The following is a 21,511-nucleotide window of genomic DNA, read 5'->3' on the forward strand; positions in this document are numbered from 1 at the left end:
CGGGGCCTTTTTTTGCGTTTGACGATTTGACGATGGGCGTTACTGCTTCACCGGACGCTTGAGCAGTTTGCGCTGCAGCGTGCGCCGATGCATGTTCAGCGCGCGTGCCGTGGCGGAGATGTTGCCGTTGTGCTCGGTGAGCACGCGTTGAATGTGCTCCCATTCGAGGCGCGCGACCGACAGCGGCGAGGGGTTTTCGATGGCTTCGTCGGCCTGGGTCTCGCTCGCATCGCTGCGCAGCGACGCGAGGATGGTGTCGGCGTTGGCCGGCTTGGCCAGGTAGTTGTCGGCGCCATCCTTGACGGCTTGCACCGCCGTCGCAATGCTCGCGTAGCCGGTGAGCACCAGCATGCGTGATTTCGGTTGCAACGCGCGCAATGGCGCGATGAGCGGCAGTCCCGAGTCGTGACCCAGATGAAGGTCGACCGAGATCAGGTCGAACTGGCGCGTGCGCGCCGCGAGCAGCGCCGCGGCACTGTCGGCGGCGATCTGCACGTCATAGCCGCGCCGCGTCAGCGCGCGGGCGAGCGTTTCGGCGAAGACGACGTCGTCGTCGATAAGGAGGAAGTGGGAGGCGTTCATGTCTGACTCCGCGAGCCGAAGAGGAAAGTGGCCATCGGCAGGCGCAGCTCGGCGCGCGTGCCTTGCGGCGTGTTGGGGGTGAGGACGATGTCGCCGCCGAGACGCTGGGCACTGGCAAAGGCCAGATACAGGCCCATGCCTTGTCCGCCGTGCGTACTCATGACGGGTGAATTTCCCAGCCGGGTACGCAGCTCAGCGGTCATGCCGGGGCCTTCGTCGCAGACCGTGAAGCGGATGTCGTCCGGCGTGACCGCCACGTCGAGGGTGACCGACGAGGGGCTGAAATACGCGGCGTTATCGAGCACGATGGTCAGGATCTGGCCAACTTGCACGGTGTCTTCGATGCGCGCGGTCAACTTCGGCGGCACGTGCATCTGGAACTGGACTTGCGGATGCCGTAAGCGCCATTGCGTGGTGAACGCCGGCAACCATTCGGCCAACGCCTGCCGCACCGGTGCCGCCGCACGCGTCTGCACGTGGCCGATGGCGCTCTTGCACAGCGCGATCTGTTGTTCAAGCGTCTGCAGATCCGGCTCGTAGGGCTTCAACGCGGCATTGCCCAGGCTCTCGCTGCGCAGTTCGCCGACGACCACGGCCATGGTCGAGAGCGGGGTGCCGAGTTCGTGCGCCACGCTCGCGGCCTGAGCGCCGAGAGCGGCCATCCGCTCGTCGCGCAGCAGCCGCTGTTCGGCGCGGGCGAGTTGCGCGTCGCGCGCGCGCAAGGCCCGCGACATCCGCGAAACGAACCACGCGATCACGAGCACGCTGACCACGAAGTTGACCCACATGCCGGCCAGATGCAGGCGCAGCAGATTGCCCGGGTCCGCCAGATCGAGCGGCACGTACTGAAAGTTCAGCGCGCCATACGCGACCAGCGAGAGCAGCGCCAGTTGCGACGCGTTGCGCCATGGCAGCACGGCGGCGGCGATCGCCAGGCCCGGCAGGAAGAGGGAGACGAACGGGTTGGTCGCGCCGCCCGAGAAGAACAGCAGCGCCGTGAGCGCGGCCAGATCGACGAGCAACTGGCTCATCAGGTCCAGATCGGTGCGGCGCCGGGCGCGCTCGATACCCCGCCGCGCGCGCACCCACGTGAGGACGTTGAACAGCACTTCGAGGGCGATGATGGTGAGCATCGGCTCGAGCGGCAGTCGCACGCCGAGCCAGAGTTGCACAACGCCGATCGTCGCCAACTGGCCGACGATGGCCAGACAGCGCAACCAGAAGAGCTGAACGACGTTGGCTCGCTCGATGGGGAAATGGGTCATACGACAAGTGTACCAAGTCCGGGTCACGGGCTATCCCGCGTCGCAGGGCGCTGCGACACTCTGCCGCATGGGTACCGATGAAGAACCGATGAGGCGCCGATGACCGGAATCACGCAACGCGTTCCCGCGGGTGGCGGGGCGCGACTACAATGAGCATCCACGTCTTGCGCGGCAGGGTGTCGCGTAACCTCTCATGCGATACAGGGCGGAAGCCTTCCGTCGACAACGATAAGGAGTTTGCATGAAGCACAAGCTATGGGCAGTTGCCGCACTGAGTCTCGGCATGGCTTCGGCCTACGCACAGGTGGGGCAGGTGACGGTGTCCGACGCGTGGGCACGCGGCACCGTGCCGGGTCAGAGTGCGACCGGCATTTTCATGACGTTGCAGGCGCCTCGGGCGACCACGCTCGTGGGCGTGAGCACCCCCGCCGCCGCAAACGCCGAAGTGCATGAAATGAAGCTCGAAGGCACGCTCATGAAAATGCGCGCCCTGCCGAGCGGTTTGCCGCTGCCGGCCAATCAGCCCGTGCAGCTCAAGCCGGGCGGCTATCACATCATGCTCAGCGACCTGAAGACGCCGCTCAAGAAGGGCGACACCGTGCCGGTCACGTTGCGCTTCGAATCCGCCGATCACAAGATGTCCGAGCAGCAGGTTCAGATCCCCGTGCTCGACCTGACGGCGAGCGGGCCTGCGGGCGCCGGCATGAGTGGTATGAATGGTATGAGCGGTATGGCCGGCATGGCGCACGGCGCCGCCCATAGTCAATAGAGCGCCGGCGGTTCAGGCCATGGCCAACAAGACGCTCGGTACCCGGCAGAAGCTGATGTTTCGCGGCACGGCGGGTGTCGGCGGCCGGGTGGGCGCCCGTTACACGGGGGGGCGGCCTCCGCCACCGGCGCCTGGCGCGCCCGGGGTGCCGGGCCGTCGGCCGGGGTCAGTCGGGATTGGCAATGGTCGCGAGGTCGGTGGGGTTGGTGAGGTTGGCGGACGTCGCACGGGCGGCGGCGGTGCCGTTGATTCCCACACCGGCCGCAAGCAGCGCCGCGCGAAGACAGGCGGGGCATAGACAGGTGCCCCGCGGCGAAACGAGTTGCACAACTGCAACAGCGGCGGCGTTGTCAGGGGCTGGCCTCTGGCGGGGGGGCGCAGCGCGTAAATCGGGAGCGAAAGGGGACGCGGTAAAAATCGGCCGCTGACGGGCGTGCATGGAGAGGCCAAAGGGGAGATACGCACGCGCGGCCCTGCGCCGCTGACGGGGCGAGAATCGCCGCATTTGCGGTTGCCGCCCCGCATGTGACGAAGGGTCGCCATGGGCATCGACCGACGCAAGTCCCAGACCCTGTCGAATCCCGTCAAAGCCCCGCACGGCCGGGCGCCTTGGCTGTACAATTCGCCGTGTTTCTGGTCCACCTGCGAAAAACCTTCCCGCCATGTCCGATCTGCAACCGTCTTCCATCGACGACATCGCTCCTGCTCTCAAGGCCGAAGTTCTGGCTGAGGCGATGCCGTATATCCGCAAATATCACGGCAAGACCGTGGTGATTAAATACGGCGGCAACGCAATGACCGAAGAGCGCCTGAAGCGAGGCTTCGCGCGCGACGTCATTCTTCTCAAGCTCGTGGGCATCAACCCGGTGGTGGTGCATGGGGGCGGCCCGCAGATCGATCAGGCGCTCAAGAAGATCGGCAAGCAGGGCACGTTCGTCCAGGGCATGCGCGTGACCGACGAAGAGACGATGGAAGTGGTTGAGTGGGTGCTCGGCGGCGAAGTCCAGCAGGACATCGTCATGCTGATCAACCAGTACGGCGGCCAGGCGGTGGGTCTCACCGGCAAGGACGGCGGCCTGATTAACGCGCGCAAGATGTTGATTCCGGATCGCGAAAACGCCGGCAAGCTGCTCGACATCGGTTTCGTCGGTGAAGTCGACTCGATCAATCCGGCCGTGGTGCGTGCGCTGCAAGACGACGCTTTCATCCCGGTGATTTCGCCGATCGGCGTTGGGGAAGATGGCCAGGCGTACAACATCAACGCCGACCTCGTGGCCGGCAAGCTCGCCACGGTGTTGGGCGCCGAGAAGTTGGTGATGATGACCAACATTCCGGGCGTGATGGACAAGGACGGCAATCTGCTGACCGACCTGTCGGCGCGCGAGATCGACGACCTGTTCGCCGACGGCACGATCTCGGGCGGCATGCTGCCGAAGATCTCGTCGGCACTCGACGCTGCGAAGAGCGGCGTGAAGTCGGTGCACATCGTCGACGGCCGTATCGAGCATTCGGTGCTGCTCGAAATCCTGACGGAACAGCCATTCGGCACGATGATCCGCTCGCACTGAGTGCGACGCGTGGGAGCGGTGACGATGCCAACATCGCCCGGCCCCCCGAGTATCGAAGGCGGACCCTGCGGGGTCCGCTTTGTTTTGGTGTGACCCCTTCTTCGCGAGACCGCATGCCCACCCCCGCCTTTTTCTCCTGGAGCGGCGGCAAGGATTCCTGCCTTGCCCTGCATCACGCATTGTCTGGCGACACGCGCGGCGAGCCGCACTACGAGGTGCGTCGTCTGCTTGCGATGTTCGACGAAACGGGCGACAGCTCGCGCTCGCATGGTTTGCCGCGTGAATTGATGCAGTCGCAGGCCGAGGCACTCGGCATCGCGCTCGACGTCGGCCATGCCGGCTGGCACGAATACGAGGCGGCGTTCGTCGCCCGCTTGCTGGCGATGCGTGCCGAGGGCATCACGCACGGCTTGTTCGGCGATATCGATTTGCAACCGCATCGCGATTGGGAAGAGAAGGTCTGCGCGGCGGCGGGCATGACCGCCGTATTGCCGCTGTGGCAACGCGAGCGCCTGACACTCGCGCACGAATTCATCTCGCTGGGCTATCGGGCGGTGATCGTCTGTGTGGACGGTCGGCACCTCGGGCCGGAATTCGTCGGCCGCGAATACGATGCCTCGCTGCTGGCGGACCTGCCGGCGCACGTCGACGCGTGCGGTGAGAACGGCGAGTTCCACACGTTCGCCTTCGATGGCCCTCGCTTCACGCGCCCGGTGCCGTGGCGCATCGAGCGTGTCGAGACGATTCACGGCCCCAAAGAGTACGGCGGCACGCCATACCACCGCGCGCAGATCGTGGCAGCGGGCGGCTGACCGGCGCCCACGGCATCAGCCGGGCGCCGTCAGCCGACGCAGTTCGTCGAGCAGCTTGGCGGCGGGGCTTGGCAAGATCCCTTGACGGCGGCGGAAGGCCGTGAGCGTGCGCGTGGCGTGAACGGTCGGGATCGCCAGGGTGTCCATCACACGCGCGCGTGCTTCGACGTCATACATCGGCTCGGGCATCCACGTCAGAAAGCCGCATCGCGCGACCATGCTCTTGAGCACCGGGACGGAGCGCGTCTCCACGACAATGCTGGGCAACGCCAGCCCATGCGAGGCGAACACGCTTTCCACATGCGCGTATGGCGCGGTGCCGCGGGGCGGAATCGCCCAGCGTTCTCCGAGTGTGTCGGCCAGTGTGAGCGTGCCGCGCTGGCGCAACGGATGGTCGCACGCGGCGACCACATAGCTGTCGTCCTTCCAATGGCAGTCGGAGATCGCGACGATGTCATCGGTGTCGGGGGCCACAGTCGAGAGCGCCAGATCGATCTCGTGGTGCATCAGTCCCTGGGCGAGCCGGTCCCAAACCCCTTCGATGATTTCCACGCGCAGGTTCGGCCAGCGGTCGAGCACGCGCTCGACAGCGAGCGGCAGCACATGGCTGGCGATGGCGCCGACCGCGCCGACCTTGATCGTGCCTTTCGCGAGCCCGCGCAGCGCATCGATTTCTTCACGCGCATGCTCGGCTTCGCGCTCGAGCAACATGGCGTGCGGCAGCAACGCTTGCCCGAATGCCGTCAAGGCCATCCCCTTGCTGTGACGCTCGAACAGCGGCGCGCCGAGATCGGCTTCGAGCCGTTTGATGGTACGGCTCAGCGCGGGCTGCGTGAGATGCAGCTCGGTCGCGGCGCGTCCGAGACTGCCGGTCTCGACGATGGTCGTGAAAGCGCGCAATTGCTGGAGATTGAGGCTCATGAGGGGGGAGGGCACTCCAGAGGTCGGAACGAGACCGAGCGCCGCTCCGGCAACGTGGCAGCAGGGCGGCGCATAAGTCATGCAAAATCGTAATGACTTCGGCACGCAAAAGCAATTCCGGTGCATATATCGACTCCCTATACTCGTCGAAGCGCTCGCCGAGACCCGCAACTGATCGCGCGGCCCGAGCTACGACAACCGCCCGCCGTCACGCGTTCGCCCGTCGACGGTGGCAGGAGACGACAGCCCCCATGAAAGACAGCCGAGAACTTCGTGCCGGCCAACGCGCCGGCGACCCTCAGACCCTGACGGTTCGCGAGGTGGTCATCGATCTGATGCGCCGCCATGGCATGACAAAGGTATTCGCCAACCCCGGTTCGACCGAGCTGCCGTTGTTCCGCGACTTCCCGCCGGACTTCGAGTACGTGCTGGGCCTGCAGGAGGCCGTCGTTGTCGGCATGGCCGATGGTTATGCGCAGGCGAGCGGCAACGCGGCGTTCGTCAACCTGCACTCGGCCGCCGGTGTCGGCAACGCGATGGGCAACATCTTTACCGCCTACAGGAACCAGACGCCGCTCATCGTGACGGCCGGACAGCAGGCGCGCTCGATTCTCCCGTTCGATCCGTTCCTCGCGTCGGTGCGTGCGACCGAGTTGCCGCAACCGTACGTCAAGTTCAGTCTGGAGCCGGCGCGCGCCGAAGACGTGCCGATGGCGCTGGCCCGCGCCTATCACATCGCCATGCAGGAACCGAAGGGGCCGGTCTTCGTCTCCATTCCGGTCGATGATTGGGACCGGCCGGCAGAGGCGTTGCCGCCGCGTCAGGTGAGCACGCGGGTGCAGCCCGATCCGTTCGCACTTGCCCAACTGGGGGCGGCGCTCGATGCATGCTTGCGTCCGGTGTTCGTGGTCGGCTCGTCGATTGACCGCGCCGGGGCGTTCGATGCCGTGCGCGCGTTGGCCGAGCGGCATCACGCGCGCGTCTTCACCGCACCGATGTCCGCGCGCTGCGCGTTCCCGGAAGATCACCGGCTGTTTGCCGGTTTCCTGCCGCCGATGCGCGAGAAGATCGTCGATCTGCTGGGCGGCCACGATCTGATTCTTGTGATTGGCGCCCCGGCGTTCACGTATCACGTGGAAGGGACCGGGCCGCACGTGCCCGAGGGCGCTTCGCTGTTCCAGTTGATCGAAGATCCGGGCGTGGCCGCGTGGACGCCGGTCGGCGCCTCCGTCGTCGGTAACGTGCGACTCGGTGTCGAAGCCTTGCTTGCGCGTGAGGTGCCCGGCGAGCGCGCGTTGCCGCCGCCGCGCAGCATGCCGCCGGTGGCGCTGCCGAACGCGGCAGGCGAGCGCATGTCGACGGCCTTCGCACTGCAAACGCTCGCGAGCGTTCGCGCGGCGCACGACATCGTCGTCGAGGAGGCGCCGAGCGCACGCTCTGTCATGCAGCAATACCTGCCGTTCTCGCAGCCGGGCACGTTCTACACGATGAACAGCGGCGGTCTCGGCTACTCGATGCCCGCGGCCGTCGGGGTGGCGATGGCGCATCCCGGGCGGCGCGTCATCGGCCTGATTGGCGATGGCTCCGCGATGTACTCGATTCAAGGCTTGTGGAGCGCGGCGCAAGCCAGGCTGCCAATCACGTTCGTTATCCTGAATAATCGGCGCTACGCCGCGTTGCAGGACTTCGCGCCGTCGTTCGGCTTCGGCCCCACCGATCCGGTGCAGGGGACCGATCTGCCCGATCTGGATTTCGTGCGTCTGGCCGAAGGCATGGGCGTGCGCGCGCAACGCGTCGCGCAGGGCGGCGAGTTGCACGGCGTCCTGTCGCAGGCACTCGCGAGCGGCGAGACGCGTCTTGTCGAGATCGTGGTGACATGACGCACGGCGCGTGCCATCCCGAGACGAACTACCGAGCCAGGAGACAAAACACCATGCAAGCCCAGCAAGATCCCAAAGCGCTGACGATGTTGATCGCCGGCAAGCGCGTCGGCGCCACACACGGCGCCACGTTCGAGCGACGCAATCCGCTGGACGGCGAGGTCGCCTCGCGCGCCCCCGCCGCCACGGTCGACGACGCCCGCGCCGCGGTGCGCGCCGCGTGGGACGCGTTCCCCGCCTGGTCGAACACCGGTCCCGGCGAACGGCGCGCGCTGTTGATGAAGGCCGCCGACCGGCTCGAAGCGAAGATCGAGGCGTTTCAGGCGGCCATGGCGGCGGAAACGGGAGCGTCCGGTCTGTGGGCCGGCTTCAACGTGCATCTGGCGGCGCAGGGGCTGCGCGAAGCCGCCGCCATGACGACGCAGATCGCCGGCGAGATCATCCCCTCGGATGTGCCGGGCAGCCTCGCGATGGGCGTGCGTCAGGCCGCCGGCGTAGTGCTGGGCATCGCGCCGTGGAACGCGCCGGTGATTCTTGGCGTGCGCTCGCTCGCGCTGCCGCTCGCCTGCGGCAACACCGTCGTCTTCAAGGGCTCGGAGCTGTGCCCGGCCACGCACGGCCTGATTGCCGATGCGCTCGACGAAGTCGGTCTGCCGCCGGGCGTCGTGAACTTCATTACGAATGCACCGAAAGACGCGGGCGCCATCGTCGAAGCGCTGATCGCCGCGCCTGCGGTGCGTCGCGTGAACTTCACCGGCTCGACGCGCGTCGGCCGCATCATCGCCACGCTGTGCGCCGAGCATCTCAAGCCCGCGGTGCTGGAGCTGGGCGGCAAGGCGCCGTGTCTTGTGCTCGACGATGCCGATCTCGACGCGGCCGTCAACGGTGTCGCGTTCGGCGCGTTCGCCAACTCCGGCCAGATCTGCATGTCAACGGAGCGCATCGTGGTGGCGGAATCGATTGCCGACGCCTTCGTCGACAAGCTTGCCGCCAAGGCGCGCGCACTGCCGCTGGGCGATCCGCGCGACGGCCCGGTCGTGCTGGGCTCGGTGATCGACATGGCGACCGTCGCGCGCTGCAATGCGTTGATCGACGATGCGCTTGCCAAGGGCGCAACGCTGCTGTGCGGCGGCCGTGCCGACACCACGCTCATGCCTGCGACGTTGCTCGATCACGTCACGCCGGACATGCAGATCTACCGCGAAGAGTCGTTCGGTCCGGTCAAGGGCATTGTGCGCGTGAAGGACGACGAAGCCGCCATCGCCTGCGCCAACGACAACGCCTATGGCCTGTCGTGCGCCGTGTTCAGTCGCGACATCGCCCGCGCGATGGGCGTGGCCAAGCGCATCGAATCGGGCATCTGCCACATCAATGGCCCCACAGTGCACGACGAAGCGCAGATGCCGTTCGGCGGCGTGAAGTCGAGCGGCTGGGGACGTTTCGGCGGCAAAGCCGGCATTCACGAATTTACCGATCTGCGCTGGATGACGGTGCAGACCACCCCGCGTCATTACCCGTTCTGAGCGACGTCCAGTCGCCAGCGCACCGATGATGTCATGCAGGACCACCATACCGCCGCAGCCGGGACACCGGAACAGACGGCCGGAGGAGACAACCGTGTCACAACCGTTTGAGACTGCGCCGGCGACTGCCGGCGCCACGTCCGGCCACACCCAGGCCGGCGACGCGCACCACCCTGAAGCGAACACCGCTGGCGCGACGGCGAATTTCGGCCGCGTAGTGGCGGCTAGTTGCTTCGGTACCGCCATCGAGTGGTATGACTTTTTCGTCTACGGCTTTCTCGCGCCCATCGTGTTCGATCGGCTGTTCTTCCCGCAGCTCGACGCGATGACCGGCATGATCGCCGTATTCGCCACGTTCGCCGTAGGCTTCCTCGCGCGGCCGATTGGCGGCATTGTATTCGGACACTTCGGCGACCGCATCGGTCGCAAGTCGATCCTGCTGTTCACGCTGATTCTGATGGGCGTGGCCACCACGATGATCGGTCTGTTGCCGACCTACGACCAGGTCGGCATGTGGGCGCCGATCATGCTCGTGACGCTGCGCTTCGTGCAGGGATTTGCGCTCGGTGGCGAGTCGGTCGGCGGGTTGCTGATGACCGTCGAGGCGGCCCCCGCGCACTTACGCGGCCTGTTCGGCGGACTGATCCAGGCCGCCGGGCCGACGTCGATCGTTGGCGCGTCGCTCGCTATCGTGCTGATTACCCGCCTGCCCGAAAAGGATCTGCTCGCGTGGGGCTGGCGCGTGCCGTTTCTCGTGAGCCTGCTGCTCGTGGCGCTGGGCACCTACGTGCGCCTGAAAGTCGAGGAGTCGCCGAGCTTCAAGGCGGCGGAGCAGCATCGCGACATCGCGAAAGTGCCGGTCGTGGAAGTGCTCACGCATTACTGGCGGCCGACGCTCGTCACGTTCTTCATCTGCCTGGCCGAGACGAGCTTCTTTTACCTGGTCGCGATTTTCTCGCTGTCGTATGGCACCAAGACGCTCGGCTTGCCGCGCAGCATGATGGCTGACGGCGTGTTGTACGCGAACCTGCTCGCCATGCTGACGATCCCGACGTTCGGCATGCTCTCCGACAAGCTGGGCCGCCGTCCGATGTTCCTGTTGGGGCTGGCTGCCACGGCGATCTTCATCTATCCGTTCTTCCTGATGATGGGCAGCAAGGAGACGGCGCTGGTCGTGCTCGCCATCGTGATCGGCGCGGGCCTGATTCACCCGATGATGTTCGGTCCCGAAGGCAGCTTCTTCTCGGAACTGTTCGATACGCGCGTACGCTTCTCGGGCGTGTCGCTCGGCAAGCAGATCGGTACCGTGCTGGGGGGCGGACTCGCACCGATGATCGCGGCGAGTCTGCTTGCCTGGAGCCATGGCCACATCTGGCCGGTCATCGTCTACTTCCTCGTGCTCGCCGCGATGGCGCTGATCTCGACGTTCCTCGTCCGGGAGACGAAGGCCCGGGTGCTGTGAGGCCCACGACATAGAGACGTCGATGGCGTTCGCGACGCGGTCAGGTCATCAAGAAAAGTCAGCCCCGCTCGCGATGCGAAGCGGGGCGATTTCCTTCGGTGAGGACAAGGATGCGTTACAGATCGAGCACCAGCATGGGCGACCGGCTGCGCGAGCAGCACGGCAGGATCTGGTCGTTGGCGGCGCGCTCGTCGTCGGTCAGGTAGACATCGCGATGCTCCGGGGTGCCGTCGATCACCCGCGTGAGGCACGTGCCGCACACGCCTTGCTCGCACGACATCTGCACTTCCACGCCGTGCGCGGCGAGCGCCGCGACAATGGTCTCGCCCGCCTTCACGTCGATCACGCGACCGCTCGAATGCAGCTTGACCTGGAATGCCTTGTCGCCCGCCGTGTCCGACGGCACCGGTGCGGCGAAGTACTCGCGATGCACATTGCCTTCCGGCCACTGCGCCGCTTCTGCGCGTGCCAGCACGGCGTCGATGAATCCTGCCGGGCCGCAGACATACAGGTGCTTGCCGACGGACGGTTGCGCAAGAATCGCGTCGAGATCGGCGCGCTCGCCTTCGCTGTCGAAGTACAGGTGCGTCTTCGCCGCGAGATCGTCGCGCGCGAAACGATCGCGAAACGCCGTGCGCGCCGGTTCACGCGTGCCGTAATGCACTTCGAACGACGCGCCGCGGGCGCACAACGCTTCGGCCATGCACAGAATGGGCGTCACGCCGATCCCTCCGGCAAGCAGGATGCTGTGCGTGGCGTGTTCCACCAACGGGAAGTGATTGCGCGGCGCGCTGATCTCCACCGTCGTGCCGGGCGTGAGCGCATGCATGGCGGTCGAACCGCCGCGCGACGCCGGGTCGCGCAGTACACCCACGCAATAGCGATGGGTCTCACCGGGCGCATTGCACAACGAGTACTGCCGCACGAGCCCGTCGGCGACATGCACGTCGATGTGCGCACCCGCGGTGAAGGCCGGCAAGGGCGTGCCGTCGACACTCACCCATTCGAATTCGCAGATGTCGGTGGCGACATCGCGCTTGCTCGCGAGCCGGACCTTCATGCCGCGTTCTCCGCGTTCCCCAGGCTGCCCGCGATCCCCTTTGCGGCCCGTTCGGCCTCGATCAGCCGATCGAGCACCTTGCGCGACTGCACGCCGCCGGCGTCGATGTTGAGCTTCAGGATCTTCTTCTCCGGATACGCCGAGAGGTTGCGTTGCTGGGCTTCGAGCACTTCCTGGTCCTCGGCGAAGATACCGCCCTGGCCGCGCTTGATCGCGGCGGTCAGCTCGGCATCTTCGGGCTTGAAGTTACGCGCCATGCCCCAGAAGTACCAGATCGATTCGTCGGTCTCGGGCGTGATGAAGTCGACCACGATGCTGCCGGCCTTCTTGTCGGCCGGGGCGTCGTAACCGCCATGACCCGCGTGCGCCACACCCACTTCGATCATCACGTGACTCGGCGGCGTGAAGCGGCACACCTGCCAGCGGTCGCACGGCACCTGGTCGTCCAGGCCGTTCGCGCGCAGTGCGCTCGCCCAGAACGGCGGGGCCTTGATGTTCTCCATATGACGCGCGGTGATCACGCTATCCCCCTCGACCGTCGTCTTCGGCGGGGCTTCCTCGATCTCGTCCTGACCGATGCTCGTCGCGTGCACGTAGGTCTCGTGCGTCAGATCCATCAGGTTGTCGATCATCAGTCGATAGTCGCACTTGATGTGATACAGGCCACCGCCGTAGGCCCACTGATCGCTCACCGCCCATTCCAGGTGAGGAATCTCGTCGGGATTTGCGAGCGCGGCGTCGCCCGGCCAGACCCACACGAAGCCGTAACGCTCCACGCACGGATACGCGCGCGTTTTCGGGAAGCCGCCGACGCGCTGGCCGACCATCTTCGTGCACTTGCCGCCGCCGTCGACCGTCAGGCCGTGATAGCCGCACACGAGGTGGCCGTCCTTGACGAAGCCCAGCGACAGCGCCGCGCCGCGATGCGGACAGAAGTCTTCCAGGGCCGCGACGTTGCCGTTGGCTTCACGGAAAAACACCATCGCTTCGTTGCAGACCTTGCGGCCCAATGGCTTGTCGGCGAACTCGTCCGGCGTGCATGCGACGTACCAGGTATTTTTCAGAAACATGTTCGTTTGTCTCCTTGGCGCGCCGTCGACGGGCGCGCTCTCGTGTCGATAGAGGATGGTCGGGATGAAGTCGAGGGACGCGTGTCAGAGCAACTGCGCGCCCATGCTGTGTTCCTGGGTGACGATGTGCTCGCGGCACATGAACTCGGCACGATCGGGCTGACGGGCGGCAATCGCCTCGACAATCGCGTGATGCTGGCGATGCGCGTACGCGATGATGTCGGCGTACTGGCGTCGGTCCTTGTGTCCGAAGGCCACCGTACGCGGCGCGACGAAAGGCACCAGATTGCAGCGCGCGACGAAGCCTTCGAGCAGCGGATTCTGCGCGCCGACGACGAGCAGGTCATGAAAGCGCGCGTTGAGCGACGCGTAACCGATCTGTACTTCGGCTGTCATCGTATGGTCGGCGAGCAGGGCGTCGCCTTCGGCCAACAGGTCGCGCAACTGCTTGAGCAGCTCGGCGCTTGCGCCCTTTTCGGCCAGCAGACGTGCGGCATAACCTTCGAGCGCGCCACGCAGATGCAGCGCCTCGACACTTTCCTCACGCGTATGCGCTCGCACCGCGTAGCCGCGCTGACCGGCACGCACGACCAGCCCTTCCTCGGCAAGCACCGGCAATGCCTGCCGCACCGGCATGCGCGAGACACCGAGTTGCTCCGCGAGCTTGGCTTCGGCCAGACGCTCGCCCGGCGCAAGTTCACCCTTGAGAATCATCTCGCGCAACTGAACCGTGGTGGGCGTGGGATGCAGCATGCGTCTCCTTTCGATGGCGGGAATTCGTGCCGGTCATTCTGGAGGCTTCCAGGCCCGGCTTTTTTATTATGGGATCCCATAATAAGACATTGCATCAGTAAATACCCTGCTTTATGTGCATATGGGATCCCGTATAGACTCGCCGCAGCATAACGGTGGGGGATCGCATGGCATCGCCCACGCATGACAAGACAAAGGACGGAGACTTCACGTGGCAAAGATCATTGGGGGGATCGGTACGTCGCATGTGCCGACCATCGGCGTGGCGTACGACAAGGGCAAGCAGCAGGATCCCGCGTGGGCGCCGCTGTTCCAGGGCTACGAGCCCGTGGCGAAGTGGCTGGCGGAGAAGCAGGCCGATGTGCTGGTGTTCTTCTACAACGATCACGCGACCACGTTTTTCTTCGACATGTATCCGACGTTCGCGCTCGGCGTGGGCGACTCGTTCCCGATCGCCGACGAAGGGGCCGGGCTGCGTCCGTTGCCGCCGATTCGGGGCGACGTCGCGCTGCAGGCACACATTGCCGAGTCGCTCGTGAACGACGAATTCGACATCACCGTATTTCAGGACAAGCCCATCGATCACGGCTGCGCGTCGCCGCTGCCGCTGCTGTGGCCGCACAAGCCGGACTGGCCGGGTACGGTCGTGCCGATCGCCATCAACGTTTTGCAATACCCATTGCCGACGGGGCGCCGCTGCTATCGCCTCGGTCAGGCCGTGCGCCGCGCCATCGAGTCGTATCCGGAAGATCTGCGCGTGGTGGTGGTGGGCACGGGCGGTCTCTCGCACCAGATCCACGGCGAGCGCGCGGGCTACAACGACGAAGCGTGGGATCGCGAATTCCTGTCGTTGCTCGAACATCAGCCCGAGACGCTGACCGAACTCAGGCATGTGGATTACGTCGAGCGCGGCGGTGCCGAGAGCGTGGAGCAAATCATGTGGCTGTCGATGCGCGGTGCGCTGGGCCCGCGCATCAAGCGTCTGCATCTGAACTACTACCTGGCGACGACGACGGCCATGACCGTCGCGCTCTACGAGGAGGACGCCGCATGAACCCGCAGCTCGAAGGCATCGAGGCGATCACCGGCACGTACGCGTTCGACTTGCGCGTGAGCCATCGCACGCTCAAGCTCAATCGCTTCTTCTGGCACATGATTCGCGCCGACAATCGGGAGTCGTTTCTCGGCGACCCCGTTGCTGCGATGACCGCCGCCGGTCTGACCGCCGACGAACAGGCGATGGTGCAAGCGCAGGACTGGCTTGGACTCGTGCGTCACGGCGTGAATTTCTTCGTGCTCGAAAAATTCGCTCGCGTGGTGCGCAAGACGAACCTCGAAGTCTATGCGCTCATGCGCGGCGAGACGCTCGACGAGTTCATGGCCACGCGCCGCGTGCCGACCCTGCGCTGAACCCGGCGACGCACCGCGCATGTCCATCGACACGTCGATCAGCCTGACCACGCCGTTGGCCGCCCCTCAACTCGCCTGTCACGAGCGCGGCACATGGAGCCGTGCGCCACAGAGCAACGAGGCGACGCTCCTGTGCCGAAAATTGCGCGGCCTGCGCGCGATGGTCGCCGTGCTGGAATGCGATTCGGTAGCGCGTGCGGCGCGCATGCTGCATCTCTCACAGTCGGCCGTTGCACGCTCGATCTCCGATATCGAGGCGGAGCTGGGCTTTCCGTTGTTTCACCGCAGCGCGCGCGGCCTGACGCCGAACGCGGCCGGTCAGCGCCTGGGTGTGCGCGCCACGCGCGCACTCGCGGAGTTGGCCAACGGGTATCGCGACGCGTTTGCCGCCACGGCGTCGCAGGCCGACGGCGGTGCGCGGGCCGCAAGTCGCTTCGCGGCGGTTGTCGCTCCCCAGCAACTCACCAGCTTCATCGCGGTCGCGGAGCTGGGTAGCGGGCCGCTCGCGGCGAGCCGCCTGCAATGCTCTCAACCGACCATCCAGCGCAATCTCGATCAGCTCGAAGATCTGATCGGTATCAAGCTGTTTCGACGCACGCCGCGCGGCACGCGTCTGACGGACGAGGCGCAGGCGTTGCTCGGCCCGGTCAAGCGCGCGCTGGCCGAGCTGGCGATCGCCGAAGACGAACTCGCGCCATTCGGGGGGCGTCAGCAAGGCACCGTGATCGTGGCCGCGTTGCCGCTGTCCAGTGGCTTTCTGCTGCCCAAAGCCATCGACAGTCTGCTGTACCAGTCGCCGTATCTGAATGTGACAGTGGTGGACGGCACCTACGAAGCTCTGATTCGCCAGCTGCGACAGGCCGACGTCGACATGATCGTCGGCGCCCTGCGAGCGAGCGACGTGCCGCAGGACATTCGCCAGGAAGCGCTGTTCGAGGATCACCTGTCGGTGGTCGCCCGTGCCGATCATCCCTGCCTGTCGTCGGGCTGCACGCCCACGCTCGCGGAACTGGCCGAGTACGGCTGGGTGAGCCCGCTGCCCTCCACGCCCGCGCGCCGGGTATTCGAGCGCGTGTTTCATGCGGAGGGTCTGGCATTGCCGCGTACGCAGGTGCACGCGAGCAGTTCACCGGTGGTACGCGGGTTATTGTCATCGAGCGACCGGCTTGCGTTGCTCTCGCCGGTGCAGATCACGTCGGAGTTGCGCACCGGCGAGCTGGCCGTTGTACCGGTGCCGTTGCAGCATGCACGTCGTGCGATCGGTGTCGCCACGCGGCGCGACGGCTTGCTGTCCCCGGCCGCTGAGCAATTGCTCGACGAGCTGCGCGCGCTGGCCCCGACAATGCAGCATCCGACGTAAGACGCGTGACAGGCTCGCGATACGGTTCGCGAGCGCGGCGAAATTCGCTGATTTCGCCATGGCTTGCATGTGTCGACGCGTTCTCTTCCTTCCGAGTCATTCGACTTGAAATGTGCCGTGACGCCTTCCCGCCGCGCCTTTTGCGGCGGGCGTTCCACCATGGGAACGCAAAACGTCTCGCACTGCGAAATCTCGCTCGCGAAATGCGTCCCGTCACGTAAGGGAAATCTCGGGGATATACGAAAAACGCGACGCTCGACGCGGGAGTTTCATTCGACGCGCCGCGCTCGGCTGCCTAAGCTGTTTCCCATACCTTGAAAAGGCCCGCCCCCCGGCGCGCCACATCGAAAAAGCGGAGCGGCGCTCGACGCCGACGAGGAGACGACATCATGATGAAGCGCCATCTGTGTGAAGCGCCATCTGTGGCTTGCTGTAGCACTTGCGAGTGTTTGCCAATTCACCGCTGTCTCGGCGCATGCCGGGGAAATCAAGGTCGGCATGCTGGGGCTGTTCTCAGGCTCGGCGTCCTGGTGGGGCACGGAGTATCGTCGCGGCGTCAACCTGTGGCTCGAGCAGCACAAGAGCAAAGTGGGCGACGACACGCTCGTGATCCTTGAGCGTGACGAAGGCGGCGTCAACCCGCAACGCACGCGTCAGCTGGCGCAGGAGCTGGTGGTGCGCGATCAGGTGCAGTACCTGTTCGGCGGTTCGTTCACGCCGAACGTGCTGGCCATGGCCGATGTGGCGACGCAGACCAAGACGCCGCTCGTCATTGGCAATTCGGGCACGTCCAGTGTGACGCTCAAGTCGCCGTATTTCGTGCGTACGGGCTTCACGCAGTGGGCCGTGAGCGTGCCGCTCGTAGAGTACGCCGCCAGCAAGGGCGTGAAGAACGCGGCCATCGTGGTGGCCGACTTCGCGCCAGGCTACGACGCGATCGACGCCTACAGCGAGACGTTCAAGAAGGCGGGCGGCAAGATTGCCACCGAAGTGAAGGTGCCGCTCGGCACGACCGATTTTTCGAGTTATCTGCAACGTGTTCGCGATGCCAAGCCGGATGCCCTCTTCCTGTTCATGCCGGTGGGGCCGATGTCAGCCGGCTTCGTCAAGGCGTTCAAGGAGCGCGAACTGGACAAAGCGGGTATCCAGCTCTTCGCAACGACGGAGACGATGGAGTCCGATTTGCCGGCCATCGGCGACAGCGCAATCGGCACGATTACCGCCCTGCATTATTCGCCGTACCTGACGTCGCCGGAAAACACCTCGTTCGTGAAGGCCTACAAGGCGAAGTACGGTCCGGGGGCGCTGCCGTCGATTGCCTCGGTGTCGGCCTACGACTCGATGACCGTCATCGCACAGATGATCAAGGCCACGAAGGGCAAGAAGGATGGCGACAAGGCGATCGCCGCCGTGAAGGGTTTCGCCTGGACGAGCGCCCGGGGTCCGGTGTCGATCGATCCGAAGACGCGTGAAATCGTGCAGAACGTGTATATCCGCCGGGTGGAGAACATCGATGGAAAGCTGGGCAACAAGCCCATCGAGACCTTCAAGTCGGTGGTCGAGCCGTGGCATGTGAGCCACCCCCAAGTGGCCGCCAAGTAACGCAGGCGTTGTCGCTCAGTTCGTTCGGTAATTCGTCATGACGCAATCGCTTGCCACTTTACTGTCGTTGTCGATCGACGGTGTGGCCTACGGGATGTTGCTGTTCCTCATCTCCGTGGGTCTCACGGTCACGTTGGGCGTAATGCGCGTGGTCAATCTCGCGCACTCCGCCTTCGCCATGATCGGCGGATATTTCACCCTGTGGGCCATGCAGCGTGCCGGGCTCGATTTCTTCGCCGCGTTGCTCGTCGGTGTGGCGGGCACCATGGTGCTCGGTGCTGTGCTCGAACGCACGTTGTATCGCTGGGTCTACACGGCCAACGGTCTGGGGCAATTGCTCATGACGATCGGGCTCGCGTTCATCATCTGCGCGCTGGCCAAGCATCTCGCCGGGACCGAGCTGCAGTCGATTCCCATTCCCGAGGCACTGCGCGGCACATGGGACTTCGGTGCATTCTCCGTGTCCGTCTATCGCATCTTCGCCCTGGTATGCAGCGCGGTCGTGGCCCTCGGCATCTGGTGGGGGCTGGAGCGCACGCCGTTCGGCGCGAAGCTGCGCGCGGCCGTGGACAACCCGCGCATGGCGCGCTGCGTTGGCATTGATGTGCCGCTCGTGTTCTCGATCACATTTGCCATCGGATGCGGGCTGTCCGGACTGGGCGGCGCGCTGTCGAGCCAGATCCTGCCGCTTGAGCCTTATTACGGTCTGAAGTATCTGGTGCTCGTGCTGATCGTGGTGGCGGCCGGTGGTCTCGGCAGTCTGCGCGGCTCGCTCTATGCAGGCCTGCTGCTCGGCCTGATCGACACGCTGGGGCGCTATTACGTGCCAGCGCTCGGCGCTTTCATGATTTACCTGGCCGTGCTGGCCATTCTGCTGATCCGCCCGCAAGGGTTGGTCGGGCGCGCCTGAGCGGAGGGTCATGATGTCTCATACGAATCCGCTGCCGTCGGCCGCAGGCACGACGCACGTTGTCCCCGCGCTGCGACGCAAACGTCTCGGTGCACTCGATGCGGTGTTGCTTCTCGCCGCCGTTGCCACTTACTTCTTCGCCGATCTGTATCTCGCGCTCGCCACGAGCGTGCTGATCATGATCATCTTTGCGCTCTCGCTCGATCTCGTGCAGGGCTATTGCGGCATCGAGACACTCGGGCACGCGGCATTCTTCGGCAGCGGTGCCTACGCGGCCGGTCTCTTCGCGCTGCACGTCTCGCCCGACCCGCTGCTCGGGCTGGTCGCGGGTGCCGTGGTAGCGGCGCTGGTGGGGCTCGTCACCGGCATCGTCGTGCTGCGGGTGAGTGGGCTCACGCAGATCATGCTCACGCTCGTGTGCGCCACGCTGCTCTATGAGGCCGGCAACGTCGCGAAGTCGATCACGATGGGCGACGACGGCCTGACCGGCTACACCATCGCGCCGGTGCTCGGCAAGTTCGAGTTCGATATCTATGGACATACGGCGTATCTCTACGCACTCGCCGTGCTGCTCGTCGTGTATTTGTTCACGCAATTCCTCGTGAACTCGCCGTTCGGTCTGACCGTGAAGGGCATTCGCGAGAACGCCACGCGTATGTCGCTGCTCGGTGTGCGCGTTGGCTTGCGGCGCCTGATGCTCTATACCCTCGCCGCCGCCCTGGCCGGCGTCGCGGGCGCGCTCTCGGCACAGGTCAACAATATCGTCGCCCTCGACACACTGTCGTTCACGCTGTCGGCCAACGTGCTTGTGATGCTTGCCCTGGGCGGCACCGGACGCCTCTATGGCGCGGCCCTCGGTGCCATCGTCTTCATGGTGCTGTCCGATCGCATCGCTGCCATCGACCCGACGAACTGGCTCGCCGCCCTCGGCGTGTTGCTCATTGTCGTGGTGCGCTTCGCGCCCGACGGCCTGATCGGACTGGTGGATCGCTTTGCCGCTCGCGTCTCCCGTGCGCGGCGTCGCGACCCGCGCGCGATCGTGACGGACACCATCGGCAACACCCAGGCAACGACCACGGACAAGGAGGTGACGCCGTGAGCGCTGCACTCGACATTCAGGGGCTGTCCAAGCGTTTCGGCCAGCTCGACGTCACACGCAACGTCAGCCTGTCGCTGCCCGTGGGCGCGCGACACGCGCTGATCGGCCCGAACGGCGCCGGCAAGAGCACGTTGATGAATCTGCTCACGGGCGTGCTCAAACCGAACGCGGGCGTGGTGCGCGTGGGGGGCACCGACGTGACATCGATGCCGTCGCACAAGCGCGTGAAGCTCGGTCTGGCGCGCACGTTCCAGCTCAACACGCTATTCGACACACTCACCGTGGCCGAGAACGTTGCGCTCGCCCTCTCGGCGCGCAGCGGCCTCGACGGTCGCGTCGGCAAGCCGATGGCCAGCCGTCCGGCAGTCGTGGAGGAAGCGGCGGAGCGTTTGCGCGCGCTCGGCATGCTCGATCTCGCGGGCAGGCGCATCGACGAGTTGGCCTACGGCCAACGTCGTCAGGTCGAAATCGCGCTCGGTCTGGCGCTCGATCCCAAGGTGCTGCTGCTCGACGAACCCGTGGCCGGGGTGCCGTCAGGGCAGGGCCGCAAGCTGTTCGAATTGCTGGAACGCTTGCCCGAAGACGTGGCGGTGATGGTCATCGAACACGACATGGATCTGGTCTTCCGGTTCGCGCGCCGCATCACGGTGCTGGTCGAAGGCGCGGTGCTGATGGAAGGCGAGAAGGACGACGTGCGCCGCGATCCGCGCGTGCGCGACATTTATCTGGGGCGTCGCCATCATGACTGACATCGTGCTCGAAGCCGGCGGGCTCAGCGCCGGGTACGGCGAGACCATTGTGCTCGAAGACGTGAGCCTGCGTCTGGCGTCGGGAGAAGCGCTCGCCATTCTCGGTCGCAACGGCGTGGGCAAGAGCACGCTGCTGCTCAGCCTGTTGGGACTGACCACGCGCCACGGCGGCGTGGTGCGTTATCGCCATGACGATATCTCGTCGTGGCCCGCGTACAAGCGAGCGCGCGCCGGGTTGGCGCTGGTGCCGCAGGAGCGCGAGATCTTCAAGTCGCTCACCGTCGAAGAAAACCTGCAGGTGTCCGCGATGGGGACGGCCGACGGCGCCTGGACGCTCGATCGTGTGTACGACCTGTTCCCTCGCCTGCACCAGCGGCGTCGCAACCTGGGCAACCAACTCTCGGGCGGCGAGCAGCAGATGCTGGCCATCGGCCGCGCGTTGATCGGCAATCCGCGCGTGCTGCTGTTCGACGAGCCATTTGAAGGGCTCGCACCGGTGATCGTCGATCAACTGGTCGATGCGTTCTGGAAGCTGCGCGCGGACGGCGGCATGGGCGTGGTGCTCGTGGAACAGCACGCGGAACTGGGATTGGAGCTGACGGACCGCGCACTGGTGCTCGACCGGGGCCGCGAGGTCTGGACGGGACGCAGCAGCGAACTGGCCGCATCGCCGGAACTGCTCGGCACGCTGGTCGGCTTGGAAAGTGCCTGAACGG

At 65.6% G+C, this 21,511-nt stretch carries 20 protein-coding genes; 14 read left to right on the forward strand and 6 right to left on the reverse strand.

Translation table 11 applies throughout. The features are described from left to right. Positions 1-39: 39 nt before the first annotated feature. Entirely contained in the window at positions 40-582 is a 543-nt protein-coding gene (locus tag OYT13_RS01005; RefSeq protein WP_017235115.1) for a response regulator transcription factor, read from the reverse strand. Beyond that, positions 579-1,847, reverse strand: a complete 1,269-nt coding sequence (locus OYT13_RS01010) for an ATP-binding protein (RefSeq protein WP_268567144.1) — start codon at positions 1,845-1,847, stop codon at positions 579-581. Before OYT13_RS01010 ends, OYT13_RS01005 begins: the two co-directional genes overlap by 4 nt. Before the next feature lie 241 nt (positions 1,848-2,088). Here OYT13_RS01010 and OYT13_RS01015 point away from each other — a divergent pair, with 241 nt between their 5' ends. From OYT13_RS01015 to OYT13_RS01025, 3 genes are all read left to right on the forward strand, one after another. Continuing rightward, the gene (locus OYT13_RS01015) at positions 2,089-2,616 is read left to right on the forward strand and encodes a copper chaperone PCu(A)C (protein WP_017235113.1); all 528 of its coding nucleotides are present in this window, start codon (positions 2,089-2,091) and stop codon (positions 2,614-2,616) included. A gap of 662 nt (positions 2,617-3,278) precedes the next feature. Further along, complete coding sequence (gene argB / locus OYT13_RS01020) at positions 3,279-4,184, forward strand: acetylglutamate kinase (protein WP_017235112.1); 906 nt, start codon at positions 3,279-3,281, stop codon at positions 4,182-4,184. Between the two features lie 113 nt (positions 4,185-4,297). Continuing rightward, positions 4,298-4,996: a diphthine--ammonia ligase gene (locus tag OYT13_RS01025; RefSeq protein ID WP_268567145.1), complete on the forward strand. Its 699-nt coding sequence runs from the start codon at positions 4,298-4,300 to the stop codon at positions 4,994-4,996. A gap of 15 nt (positions 4,997-5,011) precedes the next feature. Here the strand turns inward: OYT13_RS01025 and OYT13_RS01030 are convergent, their stop codons facing one another. Further along, the gene (locus OYT13_RS01030; protein WP_268567146.1) at positions 5,012-5,917 is read right to left on the reverse strand and encodes a LysR family transcriptional regulator; all 906 of its coding nucleotides are present in this window, start codon (positions 5,915-5,917) and stop codon (positions 5,012-5,014) included. Between the two features lie 251 nt (positions 5,918-6,168). Here OYT13_RS01030 and mdlC point away from each other — a divergent pair, with 251 nt between their 5' ends. The 3 genes from mdlC to OYT13_RS01045 all read left to right on the forward strand — a co-directional run bounded on the left by mdlC (position 6,169) and on the right by OYT13_RS01045 (position 10,782). Next, positions 6,169-7,797, forward strand: a complete 1,629-nt coding sequence (mdlC, locus tag OYT13_RS01035; RefSeq protein WP_268567147.1) for a benzoylformate decarboxylase — start codon at positions 6,169-6,171, stop codon at positions 7,795-7,797. Positions 7,798-7,850: 53 nt separating this feature from the next. After that, complete coding sequence (locus OYT13_RS01040; protein WP_268567148.1) at positions 7,851-9,320, forward strand: aldehyde dehydrogenase; 1,470 nt, start codon at positions 7,851-7,853, stop codon at positions 9,318-9,320. 94 nt (positions 9,321-9,414) lie between these two features. Further along, positions 9,415-10,782, forward strand: coding sequence for an MFS transporter (locus OYT13_RS01045; RefSeq protein ID WP_261939393.1), 1,368 nt, complete (start codon positions 9,415-9,417; stop codon positions 10,780-10,782). Between the two features lie 115 nt (positions 10,783-10,897). Here the strand turns inward: OYT13_RS01045 and OYT13_RS01050 are convergent, their stop codons facing one another. From OYT13_RS01050 to OYT13_RS01060, 3 genes are all read right to left on the reverse strand, one after another. Continuing rightward, positions 10,898-11,842 (reverse strand): PDR/VanB family oxidoreductase, encoded by a 945-nt coding sequence (locus tag OYT13_RS01050; protein ID WP_017233981.1) that lies wholly within the window; start codon positions 11,840-11,842, stop codon positions 10,898-10,900. Next, the gene (locus OYT13_RS01055; RefSeq protein WP_268567149.1) at positions 11,839-12,912 is read right to left on the reverse strand and encodes an aromatic ring-hydroxylating oxygenase subunit alpha; all 1,074 of its coding nucleotides are present in this window, start codon (positions 12,910-12,912) and stop codon (positions 11,839-11,841) included. The genes OYT13_RS01050 and OYT13_RS01055 overlap by 4 nt, the downstream gene beginning before the upstream one ends. Positions 12,913-12,996: 84 nt before the next feature. After that, the gene (locus tag OYT13_RS01060; RefSeq protein WP_017233983.1) at positions 12,997-13,665 is read right to left on the reverse strand and encodes a GntR family transcriptional regulator; all 669 of its coding nucleotides are present in this window, start codon (positions 13,663-13,665) and stop codon (positions 12,997-12,999) included. A gap of 211 nt (positions 13,666-13,876) precedes the next feature. Here OYT13_RS01060 and OYT13_RS01065 point away from each other — a divergent pair, with 211 nt between their 5' ends. The 8 genes from OYT13_RS01065 to OYT13_RS01100 all read left to right on the forward strand — a co-directional run bounded on the left by OYT13_RS01065 (position 13,877) and on the right by OYT13_RS01100 (position 21,507). Further along, positions 13,877-14,719 (forward strand): gallate dioxygenase, encoded by an 843-nt coding sequence (locus OYT13_RS01065; protein ID WP_017233984.1) that lies wholly within the window; start codon positions 13,877-13,879, stop codon positions 14,717-14,719. After that, positions 14,716-15,075, forward strand: coding sequence for a hypothetical protein (locus OYT13_RS01070; RefSeq protein WP_017233985.1), 360 nt, complete (start codon positions 14,716-14,718; stop codon positions 15,073-15,075). Before OYT13_RS01065 ends, OYT13_RS01070 begins: the two co-directional genes overlap by 4 nt. A gap of 19 nt (positions 15,076-15,094) precedes the next feature. Then, positions 15,095-16,435, forward strand: a complete 1,341-nt coding sequence (locus tag OYT13_RS01075; RefSeq protein WP_268567150.1) for a LysR family transcriptional regulator — start codon at positions 15,095-15,097, stop codon at positions 16,433-16,435. A gap of 408 nt (positions 16,436-16,843) precedes the next feature. Continuing rightward, complete coding sequence (locus tag OYT13_RS01080; protein ID WP_268567151.1) at positions 16,844-18,037, forward strand: ABC transporter substrate-binding protein; 1,194 nt, start codon at positions 16,844-16,846, stop codon at positions 18,035-18,037. 37 nt (positions 18,038-18,074) lie between these two features. Beyond that, positions 18,075-18,947 carry a branched-chain amino acid ABC transporter permease gene (locus OYT13_RS01085; protein WP_268567152.1) on the forward strand — a complete coding sequence of 291 codons (873 nt, stop codon included), beginning with the start codon at positions 18,075-18,077 and terminating at the stop codon, positions 18,945-18,947. 10 nt (positions 18,948-18,957) lie between these two features. Then, a complete protein-coding gene (locus OYT13_RS01090) occupies positions 18,958-20,046 on the forward strand; it encodes a branched-chain amino acid ABC transporter permease (protein ID WP_150562102.1) in 1,089 nt (362 codons plus the stop codon). Further along, complete coding sequence (locus OYT13_RS01095; RefSeq protein WP_017233990.1) at positions 20,043-20,795, forward strand: ABC transporter ATP-binding protein; 753 nt, start codon at positions 20,043-20,045, stop codon at positions 20,793-20,795. Before OYT13_RS01090 ends, OYT13_RS01095 begins: the two co-directional genes overlap by 4 nt. After that, the gene (locus tag OYT13_RS01100; RefSeq protein WP_268567153.1) at positions 20,788-21,507 is read left to right on the forward strand and encodes an ABC transporter ATP-binding protein; all 720 of its coding nucleotides are present in this window, start codon (positions 20,788-20,790) and stop codon (positions 21,505-21,507) included. Before OYT13_RS01095 ends, OYT13_RS01100 begins: the two co-directional genes overlap by 8 nt. Positions 21,508-21,511 lie beyond the last annotated feature (4 nt).

The sequence above is a fragment of the Pandoraea sp. XJJ-1 genome (assembly GCF_026802345.1).
In the GTDB taxonomy this organism is placed as follows: Bacteria; Pseudomonadota; Gammaproteobacteria; order Burkholderiales; family Burkholderiaceae; genus Pandoraea; species Pandoraea cepalis.

Bases quoted from the DNA above. Each gene is read 5' to 3' on its own strand.
- OYT13_RS01005 (WP_017235115.1), bottom strand. From the start codon at position 582: ATGAACGCCTCCCACTTCCTCCTTATCGACGACGACGTCGTCTTCGCC.
- OYT13_RS01010 (WP_268567144.1), bottom strand. From the start codon at position 1,847: ATGACCCATTTCCCCATCGAGCGAGCCAACGTCGTTCAGCTCTTCTGG.
- OYT13_RS01015 (WP_017235113.1), top strand. From the start codon at position 2,089: ATGAAGCACAAGCTATGGGCAGTTGCCGCACTGAGTCTCGGCATGGCT.
- argB (WP_017235112.1), top strand. From the start codon at position 3,279: ATGTCCGATCTGCAACCGTCTTCCATCGACGACATCGCTCCTGCTCTC.
- OYT13_RS01025 (WP_268567145.1), top strand. From the start codon at position 4,298: ATGCCCACCCCCGCCTTTTTCTCCTGGAGCGGCGGCAAGGATTCCTGC.
- OYT13_RS01030 (WP_268567146.1), bottom strand. From the start codon at position 5,917: ATGAGCCTCAATCTCCAGCAATTGCGCGCTTTCACGACCATCGTCGAG.
- mdlC (WP_268567147.1), top strand. From the start codon at position 6,169: ATGAAAGACAGCCGAGAACTTCGTGCCGGCCAACGCGCCGGCGACCCT.
- OYT13_RS01040 (WP_268567148.1), top strand. From the start codon at position 7,851: ATGCAAGCCCAGCAAGATCCCAAAGCGCTGACGATGTTGATCGCCGGC.
- OYT13_RS01050 (WP_017233981.1), bottom strand. From the start codon at position 11,842: ATGAAGGTCCGGCTCGCGAGCAAGCGCGATGTCGCCACCGACATCTGC.
- OYT13_RS01055 (WP_268567149.1), bottom strand. From the start codon at position 12,912: ATGTTTCTGAAAAATACCTGGTACGTCGCATGCACGCCGGACGAGTTC.
- OYT13_RS01060 (WP_017233983.1), bottom strand. From the start codon at position 13,665: ATGCTGCATCCCACGCCCACCACGGTTCAGTTGCGCGAGATGATTCTC.
- OYT13_RS01070 (WP_017233985.1), top strand. From the start codon at position 14,716: ATGAACCCGCAGCTCGAAGGCATCGAGGCGATCACCGGCACGTACGCG.
- OYT13_RS01075 (WP_268567150.1), top strand. From the start codon at position 15,095: ATGTCCATCGACACGTCGATCAGCCTGACCACGCCGTTGGCCGCCCCT.
- OYT13_RS01085 (WP_268567152.1), top strand. From the start codon at position 18,075: ATGACGCAATCGCTTGCCACTTTACTGTCGTTGTCGATCGACGGTGTG.
- OYT13_RS01090 (WP_150562102.1), top strand. From the start codon at position 18,958: ATGATGTCTCATACGAATCCGCTGCCGTCGGCCGCAGGCACGACGCAC.
- OYT13_RS01100 (WP_268567153.1), top strand. From the start codon at position 20,788: ATGACTGACATCGTGCTCGAAGCCGGCGGGCTCAGCGCCGGGTACGGC.